The 14,824-nt window shown below is 54.9% G+C and carries 6 protein-coding genes and 1 tRNA gene; 5 read left to right on the top strand and 2 right to left on the bottom strand.

The features are described from left to right. Positions 1-6 precede the first annotated feature (6 nt). The 4 genes from recC to recD all read left to right on the top strand — a co-directional run bounded on the left by recC (position 7) and on the right by recD (position 11,807). Positions 7-3,375 carry an exodeoxyribonuclease V subunit gamma gene (gene recC / locus OGW16_RS17125; RefSeq protein WP_105179660.1) on the top strand — a complete coding sequence of 1,123 codons (3,369 nt, stop codon included), beginning with the start codon at positions 7-9 and terminating at the stop codon, positions 3,373-3,375. 179 nt (positions 3,376-3,554) lie between these two features. Then, positions 3,555-6,443 (top strand): pitrilysin, encoded by a 2,889-nt coding sequence (gene ptrA, locus OGW16_RS17120; RefSeq protein ID WP_286518644.1) that lies wholly within the window; start codon positions 3,555-3,557, stop codon positions 6,441-6,443. After that, the gene (gene recB / locus OGW16_RS17115; RefSeq protein WP_286518643.1) at positions 6,436-9,981 is read left to right on the top strand and encodes an exodeoxyribonuclease V subunit beta; all 3,546 of its coding nucleotides are present in this window, start codon (positions 6,436-6,438) and stop codon (positions 9,979-9,981) included. Before ptrA ends, recB begins: the two co-directional genes overlap by 8 nt. Next, complete coding sequence (recD, locus tag OGW16_RS17110; RefSeq protein WP_286518642.1) at positions 9,978-11,807, top strand: exodeoxyribonuclease V subunit alpha; 1,830 nt, start codon at positions 9,978-9,980, stop codon at positions 11,805-11,807. The genes recB and recD overlap by 4 nt, the downstream gene beginning before the upstream one ends. Before the next feature lie 44 nt (positions 11,808-11,851). Here recD and argA read toward each other — a convergent pair whose 3' ends face one another. Continuing rightward, the gene (gene argA, locus OGW16_RS17105; protein ID WP_043017426.1) at positions 11,852-13,183 is read right to left on the bottom strand and encodes an amino-acid N-acetyltransferase; all 1,332 of its coding nucleotides are present in this window, start codon (positions 13,181-13,183) and stop codon (positions 11,852-11,854) included. A gap of 234 nt (positions 13,184-13,417) precedes the next feature. Here argA and amiC point away from each other — a divergent pair, with 234 nt between their 5' ends. Further along, positions 13,418-14,671 (top strand): N-acetylmuramoyl-L-alanine amidase AmiC, encoded by a 1,254-nt coding sequence (amiC, locus tag OGW16_RS17100; RefSeq protein ID WP_043017425.1) that lies wholly within the window; start codon positions 13,418-13,420, stop codon positions 14,669-14,671. Positions 14,672-14,745: 74 nt separating this feature from the next. On the opposite strand, the gene OGW16_RS17095 is transcribed toward amiC, so the two are convergent. Then, a tRNA-Met gene (locus OGW16_RS17095) sits at positions 14,746-14,822 on the bottom strand. Between the last annotated feature and the right edge of the window lie 2 nt (positions 14,823-14,824).

Here is a 14,824-nt window from a genome sequence, read left to right as displayed (position 1 = left end):
GTCGCTATGTTAAGGGTCTACCACTCCAATCGTCTGGATGTGCTGGAAGCGTTAATGGAATTTATCGTTGAGCGCGAGCGGCTGGACGACCCCTTTGAACCTGAGATGATCCTGGTTCAAAGTACCGGCATGGCGCAGTGGCTACAAATGACCCTTGCACAGAAGTTTAGTATTGCCGCCAACATCGATTTTCCGCTGCCTGCGAGTTTTATCTGGGATATGTTTGTGCGCGTGCTGCCGGATATCCCGAAAGAGAGCGCGTTTAGCAAACAGAGCATGAGTTGGAAGTTGATGACGCTGTTGCCGCAGTTACTGGATGGCGATGATTTCGCATTGCTGCGCCACTATCTGACGGACGACACCGATAAGCGCAAGCTGTTTCAGCTTTCCTCGCGCGCTGCTGACCTTTTTGACCAGTATTTAGTCTACCGCCCTGACTGGTTGACCCAGTGGGAAGCCGGGCGACTGGTTGACGGACTTGGCGAGTCTCAGGCCTGGCAGGCCCCGTTGTGGAAAGCGCTGGTGGAATACACTGAGGAATTGGGCCAGCCGCGCTGGCATCGTGCCAATTTATACCAACGTTTTATTCAGACCCTGGAAAGTGCGTCCGAGTGCCCGCAGGGACTGCCTTCTCGCGTCTTTATTTGCGGTATTTCGGCGCTGCCGCCGGTTTATTTGCAGGCATTGCAGGCGCTGGGTAAGCACATTGATATTCATCTGCTGTTTACCAACCCTTGTCGCTACTACTGGGGGGATATAAAAGATCCCGCCTGGCTGGCGAAGCTGATGGCGCGTCAGCGTCGGCACAGCTTTGAAGAACGCCATCTGCCGTTGTTTCGTGACAGTCAGAAAGCTGAAGGATTATTTAATAGCGATGGCGAACAGGATGTGGGCAACCCGATGCTGGCCTCATGGGGCAAACTGGGGCGCGATTACATTTACCTGCTTTCAGAGCTAGAGAATAGTCAGGAGCTGGATGCGTTCGTCGATATTACGCCTGACAATCTTTTGCACAATATTCAATCGGATATTCTGGAGCTTGAAAGTCATGCTGTGGCGGGCGTTACGCTGGAAGAATATTCCCGGAGCGACAATAAACGCCGGCTTGAGCTGAACGATACCAGCGTGACTTTCCATGTCTGCCATAGCCCACAGCGCGAGGTAGAAATTCTTCATGACCGCTTGCTGGCAATGCTGGAAGCGGATCCAACGCTGACGCCGCGCGATATTATCGTGATGGTGGCGGATATCGACAGCTACAGTCCATTCATTCAGTCGGTCTTTGGCAGCGCGCCAGCCGAGCGTTACTTACCTTACGCGATTTCCGACCGTCGGGCGCGCCAGTCTCATCCCGTCTTACAGGCCTTTATTAGCCTGCTGTCGCTGCCGGATAGCCGTTTTGTCTCAGAGGATGTCCTGGCGTTACTGGATGTTCCCGTGCTGGCGGCGCGTTTCAATATCGATGAAGAGGGGCTGCGCTATCTTCGCTTATGGGTCAATGAATCCGGTATTCGCTGGGGAATTGACGACGATAACGTGCGTGAGCTGGAGCTTCCGCCTACAGGTCAGCATACCTGGCAATTTGGTTTAACGCGTATGCTGCTCGGCTACGCGATGGAAAGCGCGCAGGGCGAGTGGCAATCGGTATTGCCTTACGATGAGTCCAGCGGATTGATTGCCGAGCTGGTTGGGCATCTGGCCTCGTTGCTGATGCAGCTCAATCTTTGGCGTAGAGGGTTAGCGCAGGAACGACCGCTGGAAGAATGGCTACCTGTTTGCCGGGACATGCTTAATGATTTCTTCCTGCCGGACGCGGATACCGAAGCGGCGATGACGCTGATTGAACAGCAGTGGCAGGCCATTATCACTGAAGGTTTGGGAGCCGAGTATGGCGAGGCCGTACCGCTCTCTCTGTTACGTGATGAGCTGGCGCAGCGTCTTGACCAGGAGCGCATCAGCCAGCGCTTCCTGGCGGGGCCCGTTAACATTTGTACGCTGATGCCGATGCGTTCTATTCCTTTCAAGGTGGTGTGCCTGCTGGGCATGAACGATGGCGTTTATCCGCGCCAGCTTGCGCCGCTGGGCTTTGATTTAATGAGCCAAAAACCGATGCGGGGCGATCGTAGTCGTCGCGATGATGACCGCTATCTGTTCCTCGAAGCATTGATTTCGGCACAGCAAACGCTCTATATCAGCTACATTGGCCGATCCATTCAGGACAACAGCGAGCGCTTCCCGTCGGTTCTGGTACAGGAATTGATGGACTACATTGGGCAAAGCCACTATCTGCCGGGCGATGAATCGTTAACCTGCGATCAAAGCGAGGCCCGGGTAAAAGCGCACGTTACCCGTTTGCATACCCGTATGCCCTTTGATGCACAAAACTATCTACCGGGTGAACAGCAAAGCTATGCCCGGGAATGGCTGCCTGCGGCGAGTCTGTCAGGAAAAGCGCACTCGGACTTTGTACAGCCTCTGCCCTTTGAGATACCCGAAACGCTGACGCTGGAAACGCTGCAGCGATTTTGGGCTCATCCGGTACGCGCCTTTTTCCAGATGCGTTTGAGGGTTAATTTCCGCTCTGAAGAGAGTGAGATCCCCGATACGGAACCTTTCACCCTTGAAGGATTAACCCGCTATCAACTTAATCAGCAATTGCTTAATACGCTGGTTGAAGAGAACGATGCTGAACGGCTGTTCCGCCGTTTTCGTGCGGCGGGCGCGCTACCCTATGGGCCATTTGGCGAAATTCTGTGGGATACGCAGCGTCAGGAGATGCAGTCGCTGGCTGAACGCATTATCGCCTGTCGCCAGCCCTGTCAGAGCATGGAAATCGATCTTAACTGTAACGGCGTGCAAATCACCGGTTGGCTGCCGCAGGTACAAGAGGACGGTTTGTTGCGCTGGCGCCCATCTTTGATAAGCATTGCGCAAGGTGTGCAACTTTGGCTGGAACATCTTGTCTATTGTGCCAGTGGCGGTATGGGAGAGAGCCGGTTGTTCCTGCGTAAAGACGGGGAATGGCGTTTTCCGCCGCTGGATGCAGAACAGGCGTTACTGTACCTGTCGCAACTCATTGAGGGGTATCGGGAAGGCATGTCGTCACCGTTGCTGGTGTTGCCCGAAAGCGGCGGTGCATGGATAAAAACCTGTTATGACGCCGCAAATGATGCCATGTTAGATGACGATGCAACGTTGCAAAAAGCGCGCAGTAAGTTTCTGCAGGCCTATGAAGGCAACATGATAGTACGAGGTGAAGGCGACGACATCTGGTATCAGCGTCTTTGGCGACAACTGGATGCTGATACGCTGGAGACCATTGTTTTACAGTCTCAGCACTACCTGTTACCGATTTTTCGCTTTAATCAGTCATGATGATTGTATAAAAATTGCGCAACTCGATGGCTTCATCTATGATGCGCATTCTGTCACGGACTGATTCTTATAAAGAGAAGATGCTGGCTCGTTCAGCACAGAGTCTTGCCCTGTTCAGACCACGTATTCATACGTGCTTTGCAGTGAACAGGTGAATACGTTAATGATGAGGTTTGTGAATGCCCCGCAGCACCTGGTTCAGCGCATTACTGTTGTTCGTCGCCCTTTGGGTTCCCGTAAGTCAGGCAGATACCGGTTGGCAGCCTTTAGCTGAAACCATCCGTAAAAGCGATAAAGACACCCGTCAGTATCAGGCCGTGCGCCTTGATAATGGCATGGTCGTGCTGCTGGTATCCGATCCTCAGGCCGTGAAATCCCTTTCTGCACTGGTCGTCCCCGTGGGCTCGCTGGAAGATCCGGACGATCATCAGGGGCTGGCGCATTATCTTGAACACATGTGCCTGATGGGCTCGAAAAAATACCCGCAGCCGGACAGCCTGGCTGAATTCCTGAAAATGCATGGCGGCAGCCACAATGCCAGCACAGCGCCTTATCGTACGGCCTTCTATCTTGAAGTCGAAAACGACGCGCTGGTGGGGGCAGTGGATCGTCTGGCGGACGCTATTGCCGATCCGTTACTGGATAAAAAATATGCCGACCGTGAGCGTAACGCGGTTAACTCCGAGCTGACGCTGGCGCGTACCCGAGACGGGATGCGTATGGCGCAGGTGAGCGCTGAGACCATCAACCCGGCGCACCCAGGCTCGCGTTTCTCCGGCGGAAATCTCGAGACATTAAGCGATAAACCGGGTAACCCGGTGGTGCAGGCATTACAAAATTTTCATGAAAAGTACTACTCCGCGAACCTGATGAAGGCAGTGATTTATAGTAATAAACCGCTGCCAGAGCTGGCGCGGATAGCGGCTGACACCTTTGGACGCGTACCGAACAGAAATATCGCAAAACCTGAAATTACCGTACCGGTAGTCACCGACGCGCAAAAGGGCGTCATCATCCACTATGTTCCGGCAATGCCGCGTAAAGTGCTGCGCGTCGAGTTTCGTATCGATAACAACAGCGCGCAGTTCCGCAGTAAAACCGATGAACTGGTGACCTACCTGATTGGCAATCGTAGCCCGGGCACGTTGTCTGACTGGCTGCAAAAGCAGGGCCTGGTTGAAGGTATTCGCGCAGACTCCGATCCGGTGGTCAACGGGAACAGCGGCGTGTTAGCCATTTCCGCGACGTTAACCGACAAGGGGCTGGCGAACCGCGATGAAGTTGTTGCGGCAATCTTTAGCTACCTCAATTTGTTACGCGAGAAAGGCGTCGATAAACGTTATTTTGACGAGCTGGCGCACGTGCTGGATCTGGATTTCCGTTATCCCTCCATCACCCGTGATATGGACTACGTGGAATGGTTGGCTGATACCATGATCCGTGTTCCCGTCGAACATACGCTGGATGCGGTGAATATTGCTGACCAGTACGATGCGAAAGCCGTTGAGCAACGCCTGGCAATGATGACGCCGCAGAATGCGCGTATCTGGTATATCAGCGCGAAAGAACCGCATAATAAAACCGCGTATTTTGTCGATGCGCCTTACCAGGTGGATAAGATCAGCGACAAAACCTTTGCCGACTGGCAGCAAAAAGCGCAGGGCATTGCGCTGTCTTTACCGGAGTTAAACCCCTACATTCCGGATGATTTCACACTGATTAAAACGGATAAAAAATACGCCCACCCGGAACTGATTGTTGATGAGCCGGATTTACGTGTGGTGTATGCGCCGAGCCAGTATTTTGCCAGTGAGCCGAAGGCTGACGTTAGCGCGATCCTGCGTAACCCGAAAGCCATGGACAGCGCGCGCAACCAGGTTTTATTCGCACTTAACGATTACCTGGCGGGGATTGCGCTCGATCAGTTAAGCAACCAGGCGTCGGTAGGTGGAATTGGTTTCTCAACCAATGCTAACAATGGGTTGATGCTTAACGCCAACGGCTACACCCAACGTCTGCCGCAGCTTTTTCAGGCGCTGCTGAGCGGCTATTTCAGCTACACCTCAACGGATGAACTGCTGGAACAGGCAAAATCGTGGTATGCGCAGATGATGGATTCCGCAGAGAAGGGGAAAGCCTACGATCAGGCCATTATGCCGGTGCAGATGCTTTCTCAGGTACCGTATTTCTCACGTGATGAACGCCGTAAGCTGCTGCCTTCTATCACCCTGAAAGAGGTGATGACCTACCGCGACGCCTTAAAAACCGGTGCGCGGCCTGAATTCCTGGTAATTGGTAATATGAGCGCAGCTCAGGCGACAACCATGGCGCGGGATATCCAGCAACAGCTTGGCGCTAACGGGTCACAGTGGTGTCGCAATAAAGATGTGGTGGTGGACAAGAAGCAGTCCGTTATCTTTGAAAAAGCAGGTAGCAGCACGGATTCTGCGCTGGCGGCCGTATTTGTGCCAACCGGATACGATGAATACGCCAGTTCAGCCTACAGCGCCATGTTAGGGCAGATTGTTCAGCCGTGGTTCTACAATCAACTGCGTACTGAAGAACAGTTAGGCTACGCCGTATTTGCATTCCCAATGAGCGTTGGCCGTCAGTGGGGAATGGGGTTCCTGCTGCAAAGCAGCGATAAGCAGCCGTCTTACCTCTGGGAGCGTTATAAAGCGTTCTTCCCGACGGCGGAAGCGAAGCTGCGGGCGATGAAACCTGAAGAGTTTGCGCAAATTCAGCAGGCGATTATTGCGCAAATGCTGCAGGCGCCGCAAACGCTGGGGGCTGAAGCCTCGCAGTTAAGCAAAGATTTTGATCGCGGTAATATGCGCTTCGATTCACGTGATAAAATAGTGGCTCAGATTAAACTGCTGACGCCGCAAAAACTTGCCGATTTCTTCCATCAGGCGGTGGTTGAGCCGCAAGGCATGGCGATACTGTCACAGGTTTCCGGCAGTCAGAACGGGAAAGCAGAATATGTGCACCCGGAAGGCTGGAAAGTGTGGCAGACCGTCAGCGCGTTGCAGCAAACCTTACCCCTGATGAGTGATAAGAATGAATGATGCCGCTGAGTCCCTTGATCCACTGCGCTTGCCCCTGACGGGCGAGCGCCTGATTGAAGCCTCTGCGGGCACCGGTAAAACCTTTACCATCGCCGCTCTGTATTTACGTTTACTGCTTGGACTGGGCGGCGCTGCCGCCTTTCCTCGTCCTCTGACCGTCGAAGAACTGCTGGTGGTCACCTTCACCGAGGCGGCCACCGAAGAGCTGCGAGGTCGAATTCGTAGCAACATTCATGAACTGCGAATTGCCTGCCTGCGTGAAACCACCGACAACCCGCTATACGCCCGTTTGTTAGATGAAATCGCCGATAAAAAACAGGCCGCTCAGTGGCTGCTACTGGCTGAAAGACAGATGGATGAAGCGGCAGTGTTTACCATCCACGGTTTTTGTCAGCGTATGCTCAGTCTCAACGCCTTTGAATCAGGCATGCTGTTCGAACAGCAACTGATAGAAGATGAATCGCTGCTGCGCTATCAGGCCTGTGCGGACTTCTGGCGTCGACACTGCTACCCGCTGCCCCGCGACATTGCGCAGGTGATTTTTGAAACGTGGAAAGGACCGCAGGCGCTGCTGAGGGATATCGATCGCTATCTGCAGGGGGAAGCACCAGTTATCAAGGCTCCGCCGTCCGATGACGAAACGCTGGCCTCCCGGCACGAACAAATTCTCGCGCGCATTAATCAAATCAAGCAGCAGTGGCGCGATTGCGTTGATGAGCTGGACGGCCTGTTGGAAGCCTCCGGGATCGATCGGCGTAAATTTAATCGCGGTAACCAGGGGAAGTGGATCGAAAAGATCAGCGCGTGGGCGCAGGAAGAAACTCAAAGTTACCAGCTTCCTGACGCGCTGGAGAAATTCTCACAGCGTTTTCTGGAAGAGCGCACTAAAGCGGGCGGGATAACTCCTCAGCACCCGCTGTTTGTCGCTATTGATGAACTGCTTAGCGAACCGTTAACCCTGCGGGATCTGGTGATCACCCGGGCGCTGGCGGAGATCCGCACGGCGGTTGCCGAAGAGAAACGACGCCGCGGTGAGCTGGGTTTTGACGATATGCTTAGCCGTCTGGATGCGGCGTTGCGCAGTGAAAGCGGCGATGCGCTGGCGACGGCGATTCGTACCCGTTTTCCGGTCGCGATGATCGATGAATTTCAGGATACCGATCCGCAGCAGTACCGTATTTTTCGCCGGATCTGGCAGCATCAGCCGGATACTGCACTGCTGCTGATTGGCGATCCGAAACAGGCGATTTACGCGTTTCGCGGCGCGGATATCTTCACCTATATGAAGGCGCGCAGCGAAGTCAGCGCACACTATACGCTCGATACCAACTGGCGTTCGGCCCCTGGCATGGTCAATAGCGTGAATACGCTTTTCAGCCAGATGGACGACGCCTTTATGTTCCGCGAAATCCCCTTCAGCCCGGTAAAATCTGCAGAAAAAAACCAGGCGCTTCAGTTTGTTTTACACGGTGAAACGCAACCCGCTATGAGTATGTGGCTGATGGAAGGGGAAAGCTGTGGCGTAGGCGACTATCAGAACTACATGGCCCAGGTGTGCGCCACGCAAATTCGCGACTGGCTTAAGGCCGGGCATTCTGGCGCGGCGCAACTGGTCAGTGGTAAAACATCCAGTCCGGTACGCGCGTCGGACATCAGCGTATTGGTTCGTAGCCGCCAGGAAGCGGCGCTGGTCCGTGATGCGCTGACCCAACTGGCCATTCCCTCCGTCTACCTCTCTAACCGTGACAGCGTGTTTGAAACGCTGGAGGCGCAGGAGTTGCTGTGGGTGCTGCAGGCGGTGATGACCCCGGAGCGTGAGAATACGCTGCGTAGCGCGCTGGCGACCTCGATGATGGGGCTGAATGCGCAGGATCTTGAAGCGTTAAATAACGACGAAAATGCCTGGGATGCGGTGGTCGAAGAGTTCGATGGCTATCGTCAGATCTGGCATAAACGCGGCGTGATGCCGATGCTACGCGCGCTGATGGCAGCCCGCCAGATTGCGGAAAACCTGCTGGCGACGGCGGGGGGCGAACGCCGCCTGACAGACATTCTACACATCAGCGAACTGTTGCAGGAAGCGGGGTCGCAACTGGAAAGTGAGCATGCGCTGGTGCGCTGGTTATCCCAGCATATTCTTGAACCCGACAGCAACGCGTCCAGCCAGCAGCTCAGGCTGGAAAGCGACAAGCATCTGGTCAAAATCGTCACCATCCATAAATCGAAAGGGCTGGAGTATCCGCTGGTTTGGCTGCCGTTTATCACCAATTTCCGTGTCCAGGATCAGGCTTTCTACCACGATCGCAGCTCTTTTGAAGCTGTGCTGGATCTCAGCGATGCCGAGGAGAGCGTTGAGCTGGCCGAAGCGGAACGCCTGGCGGAAGACCTGCGTTTGCTTTATGTCGCGCTAACCCGTTCGGTATGGCACTGCAGCCTTGGCGTTGCGCCGTTGGTGCGACGCCGGGGCGATAAAAAAGGGGATACCGATGTGCATCAGAGTGCCCTTGGCCACCTGTTGCAAAAAGGCGAGCCGATGGATGCTGCGGGTCTGCGTGGTGCGATTGAAGCGCTTTGCAGCAACGATATTGCCTGCCAGACGCCTGCGCAGCCTGACGGTGAACCCTGGCAGGTTACGCAGGCTGTTAGCAGCGAACTGAGTGCGAAAATACTGCGGCGTACGCCCGGCGATAGCTGGCGAGTGACCAGTTATTCCGGTCTGCAACAGCGGGGACATGGTATCGCGCAGGATCTGATCCCGCGACTCGATATCGATGCCGCAGGCGTCGGTGAGGTTATTGAAGAGTCAGGACTTACACCGCATCAGTTCCCGCGCGGCGCTTCGCCGGGTACGTTCTTGCATAGCCTGTTTGAAGATCTCGATTTTACGCAACCGGTGGATCCGCATTGGGTCGAAGAGCAACTAGCGTTGGGGGGTTATGACGCGCACTGGACGCCGGTTTTGACCGAATGGCTGGACGCCATTTTGCAAGCGCCTCTCAACGAGACGGGCGTGAGTTTGAGCCATCTTTCCGCGCGTGAAAAACAGGTGGAGATGGAGTTTTATCTGCCGATTTCGCAGCCGCTGATGGCCAACCAACTTGATGCGTTGATTCGTCAGTACGATCCGCTCTCGGCGGGGTGCCCTGCGCTGGAATTTATGCAGGTGCGTGGCATGCTGAAAGGGTTTATTGACCTGGTATTCCGCCACCAGGGGCGTTATTACCTGCTCGATTACAAATCGAACTGGCTGGGCGAAGACAGCTCAGCCTATACGCAGCAGGCGATGGCCTCTGCCATGCAGGCGCATCGCTACGACCTGCAGTATCAACTTTATACCCTGGCGCTGCATCGCTACTTGCGCCATCGCATTGCTGATTACGATTATGAACGTCATTTTGGCGGCGTTATTTATCTCTTCCTGCGTGGCGTTGACAGTGAGAATCCGCAGCAGGGAATTTACGCGACCCGACCTGACGGGGAGTTGATCGCCTTGATGGATGAGTTGTTTGCTGGTGCGCTGCTGGAGGAGATGTCATGACAATCCAGAAACGATTACTGGAAGCCGTTGAGCAAAAGCAGCTCAGGCCTCTGGATGCTCAGTTTGCGCTGGCGGTTGCCGGAAATGATAACCCTGCCGTTGCGCTGGCTGCGGCGTTGCTCAGCCGCGAAGCAGGTGAAGGACACGTCTGCTTACCGCTTTCACGGTTATCCCTGAGTGAGGACGCGCATCCTCTGTTAAGCGGCTGGCTCGCTGAAGCGGGAGAGCCTGAGAACTGGGCGGACTGCCTGCTGGCTTCCGGGGCGGTAAGCCGTGGCGATCAACCCACGCCGCTGGTGCTGTATGGCGATCGCCTGTACCTGAACCGGATGTGGCATAACGAACGCGCGGTGGCGCGCTTTTTCAGTGAGGTAAACCACGCCATTGAGGTGGACGAACAACGCCTGACCCATACGCTGGAGGCGCTGTTTCCGCCATCAGAGGGAGTTAACTGGCAAAAAGTGGCCGCTGCTGTAGCGCTGACCCGTCGTATATCGGTGATCTCCGGCGGGCCGGGAACCGGAAAAACGACAACGGTTGCGAGGCTGCTGGCGGCATTGATTCAGATGGCGGACGGTGAACGCTGTCGTATTCGACTGGCAGCGCCAACGGGAAAGGCGGCAGCGCGCCTGACCTCCTCGCTGGGTGCGGCACTGCGAGAGCTACCGCTAACCGATGAGCAAAAGAAACGCATTCCCGATGACGCCAGTACGCTGCATCGATTATTAGGCGCTCAGCCTGGCAGTCAGCGCCTGCGTCATCATGCGGGAAACCCGCTGCATCTGGATGTGCTGGTGGTGGATGAAGCTTCGATGATCGATTTGCCGATGATGTCGCGCCTTATCGATGCGCTGCCGCCGCACGGGCGGGTGATTTTTCTGGGCGATCGCGACCAGCTCGCTTCTGTCGAGGCGGGGGCGGTGCTGGGGGATATCTGTGCTTTCGTCAGTGACGGGTTTACCCCGGAACGCGCCCGCCAGCTCAGTCGCCTGACCGGAAGCGCTATTCCGGCAGGGCCGGGAACTCAGGCGGCAGCTCTGCGCGACAGTCTGTGCCTGCTGCAAAAGAGCTACCGTTTTGGCAGCGATTCCGGAATTGGTCAGTTGGCTGCTGCGATTAATCGCGGCGACAAAGCTGCGATAAAAACGGTTTTCCAGCAGGGATTTAGCGACATCGAAAAATGCACGTTACACAGCAGCGAGGATTATGCCGCAATGCTGGATGAGGCGTTGGCGGGCTATGGGCACTATCTGGATTTACTGCGCGAGGGTGCCGAGCCGGATGCTGTCATTCAGGCCTTCAATGAGTATCAACTGCTATGTGCCCTGCGGGAAGGGCCGTTTGGCGTGGGCGGTTTGAATGAACGCATCGAGCAGGTGATGGCGCAAAAACGTAAAATTCATCGTTCACCGCATAGCCGCTGGTATGAGGGAAGGCCGGTGATGATCGCGCGCAATGACAGTTCGCTGGGATTATTTAACGGCGATATCGGTATTGCCCTCGATCGTGGACAGGGCCTGAGGGTGTGGTTTACGCTGCCGGACGGTGCTATCAAATCGGTGCAACCCAGCCGCTTGCCAGAGCATGAAACCACCTGGGCGATGACGGTGCATAAATCGCAGGGATCCGAGTTTGACCACGCGGCGTTGATTTTACCCAGCCAGCATTCACCCGTGGTTACCCGCGAGCTGGTCTATACCGCCGTTACCCGCGCGCGTCGCCGTCTGTCGCTGTATGCCGATGAGCGGATACTGAGTGGCGCCGTTGCCACCCGCACCGAACGTCGCAGCGGATTGTCGTCATTATTTAATGACGGCATGATGTAGATGTAGGCCGGATAAGGCAGTTATGCCGCATCCGGCAACGACTCTTACCCCAAATCCGCCATCAGCACTTTTGACCGCCGCTGATAGTTGTACATCTCTTTCTTGCTTTCCGGCAGCAGGTCGATATCCACCGGCGTGAAACCGCGCTCCTGGAACCAGTGGATGCTGCGCGTGGTCAGCACAAACAGCTTGCTTAGCCCCATTTGCCGGGCCTGCGCGGCGATCCGTTCCAGCAACACTTCCCCGCGCGACGAACTACGGTAGTCCGGATGCACCGCCACGCACGCCATCTCGCCAATTCTCTCTTCCGGGAAAGGATACAGAGCGGCGCAGGCGATGGTCAGGTTATCACGCTGAATAATCGTGAATTTGTCGATCTCCATTTCCAGTTGTTCACGGGAGCGGCGGACCAGAATACCCTGCTGCTCCAGCGGGCGGATCAGCTCCAGAATCCCGCCGATATCGTTAATGGTGGCGCGACGGATCTGCTCGGCGCTTTCCATTACGATCTGTGTACCGATCCCGTCGCGGGAGAACAGTTCCTGCAGCAAGGCGCCATCTTCCTGATAGCTGATCAGATGGCAGCGGCGTACGCCACTGCGGCAGGCTTTCACCGCCCCGCGCAGGAAGCGCACCGTGCCGGAGCTGTAATCGCCTTTCTCTTCCTGCAACTCAACGCGAGCCTGGGCTTCGTTAGGAAACAGCTCGGAAATAATATCGCCATCATCGTTGGTGACGCCCTGAGACGAGCAAAACCCGATCATTTTCTCCGCCTTCAGTTTGATAGCCAACTGTGTGGCGACCTCTTCTGACGTCAGGTTAAAGCTCTCACCGGTGACGGAAACGGCGACCGGCCCCAGCAGCACAATCGCGCCGCTGTCTAACTGGCGGTGAATGGCATCTTCATCAATACGACGAATACGCCCGCTATGGCAGTAATCTACGCCGTCATCAACGCCCAGTGGCTGAGAGATAATAAAATTACCGCTGACCACGTTGATGTGTGCACCTTGCAGTGGCGTATTATTCAGGCTCATCGACAGGCGGGCGGTAATATCAAGCTGAAGTAATCCCGCAGCCTGTTTGACCAGCTCGAGCGTTTTAGCGTCGGTAACGCGCGTATTTTTGTGGTACACCGGTTCATGATGATGCGCCGCAAGGTTGGCATCAATCTGCGGTCGTGCGCCATAGACCACGACGAGGCGGATGCCGAGGCTATGAAGAAGACCAATGTCATTGACGATACTGGAAAAGTTTTCATGCTCGATGGCTTCGCCGCCCAGCATAATGACAAACGTTTTTCCCCGATGGGTATTGATATAGGGAACAGAATGGCGGAATCCCTGTACCAGTTCGGTTCTACGCTCCTTCACCACGGCACACCCTCATTGCATGATTATTCGTAATTTGTGTATTTTTATTCTGTTTTGGCGCTGTGCGCAAGCGTAATTTTTACCCATCCCGAAGATTTATCTCAGTAATGCCGTGAATATAAAAAGAATGTTTACCCTTTTATTGATGACAGATTATGCGTCATTCGCTAAAGTTTCCGGTCAATTCGGACGTTTTACGTATTACCTCAATAAAGATTTCTTTTGCTCGGGAGAAGCATGTCGGGATCCAATTCAGCAATCAGTCGCCGCCGTTTACTGAAAGGTGCGGGTGCTATGTGGCTTTTGAGCGTCAGCCAGGTCGGTCTGGCTGCCGTGAGTCAGGTCGTTGCCGTTCGTGTCTGGCCTGCGTCCAGCTATACCCGCGTCACGGTAGAATCTAACCGTCTGCTGAAATACAAACAGTTTGCCCTGAGTAATCCTGAGCGTGTGGTTGTGGATATTGAAGGCGTTAACTTGAACTCGGTGCTTAAGGGCATTGGTACGCAGATCCGTCCTGACGATCCGTATATTAAGTCGGCGCGTGTTGGGCAGTTTGACCCACAGACCGTGCGGATGGTGTTCGAGCTGAAACAGAACGTGAAGCCGCAACTTTTTGCGCTGGCTCCGGTGGCTGGCTTTAAAGAACGTCTGGTGATGGATCTCTATCCTGCGAATGCCCAGGATGTTCAGGATCCGTTGCTGGCGTTGCTGGAAGATTACAACAAGGGCGATCTGGATAAACAGGTGCCGCCTGCGCAAAGTGGCCCGCAGCCTGGTAAAGCGGGGCGCGATCGTCCGATTGTCATTATGCTGGACCCTGGCCACGGTGGAGAGGATTCCGGTGCGGTGGGGAAATACAAGACGCGTGAAAAAGATGTGGTACTGCAGATTGCCCGCCGCCTGCGAGCCCTCATAGAGAAAGAGGGCAACATGAAGGTCTTTATGACGCGAAATGAAGATATCTTCATTCCGCTTAAAGTCCGCGTGGCGAAAGCGCAGAAGCAGCGTGCAGACCTGTTTGTCTCTATTCACGCCGATGCCTTTACCAGCAGACAGCCCAGCGGTTCGTCGGTGTTTGCGCTCTCAACCAAAGGCGCCACCAGTACCGCCGCGAAATATCTGGCGCAGACCCAGAACGCCTCGGATCTCATCGGTGGCGTCAGCAAAAGCGGTGACCGTTATGTCGACCACACCATGTTCGACATGGTGCAATCGCTGACCATCGCCGACAGCCTGAAGTTTGGTAAAGCGGTATTGAACAAGCTTGGAAAAATCAATAACCTACATAAAAATCAGGTTGAACAGGCCGGGTTTGCGGTGCTAAAAGCGCCGGATATCCCATCCATTCTGGTAGAAACGGCATTTATCAGTAACGTTGAGGAAGAGCGCAAACTCAAAACGGCGACCTTCCAGCAGGAAGTTGCAGAGTCGATTCTGGCGGGGATTAAAGCCTACTTTGCCGATGGGGCGACGCTGGCGAGAAGGGGATAACAAAAAAGCGCTGAAAAGCGCTTTTTTTATGGGCGACAGAAACAAAAAAACACCCGTTAAGGTGTTTAATGTGTTGGTTGCGGGGGCCGGATTTGAACCGACGACCTTCGGGTTATGAGCCCGACGAGCTACCAGGCTGCTCCACCCCGCGTC

The organism is Citrobacter sp. Ce104 (assembly GCF_030334595.1).
Lineage (GTDB): Bacteria > Pseudomonadota > Gammaproteobacteria > Enterobacterales > Enterobacteriaceae > Citrobacter > Citrobacter europaeus.
The sequence above is the reverse complement of the archived record's forward strand: the minus strand, read 5'-3'. Positions and strand labels throughout refer to the sequence as shown.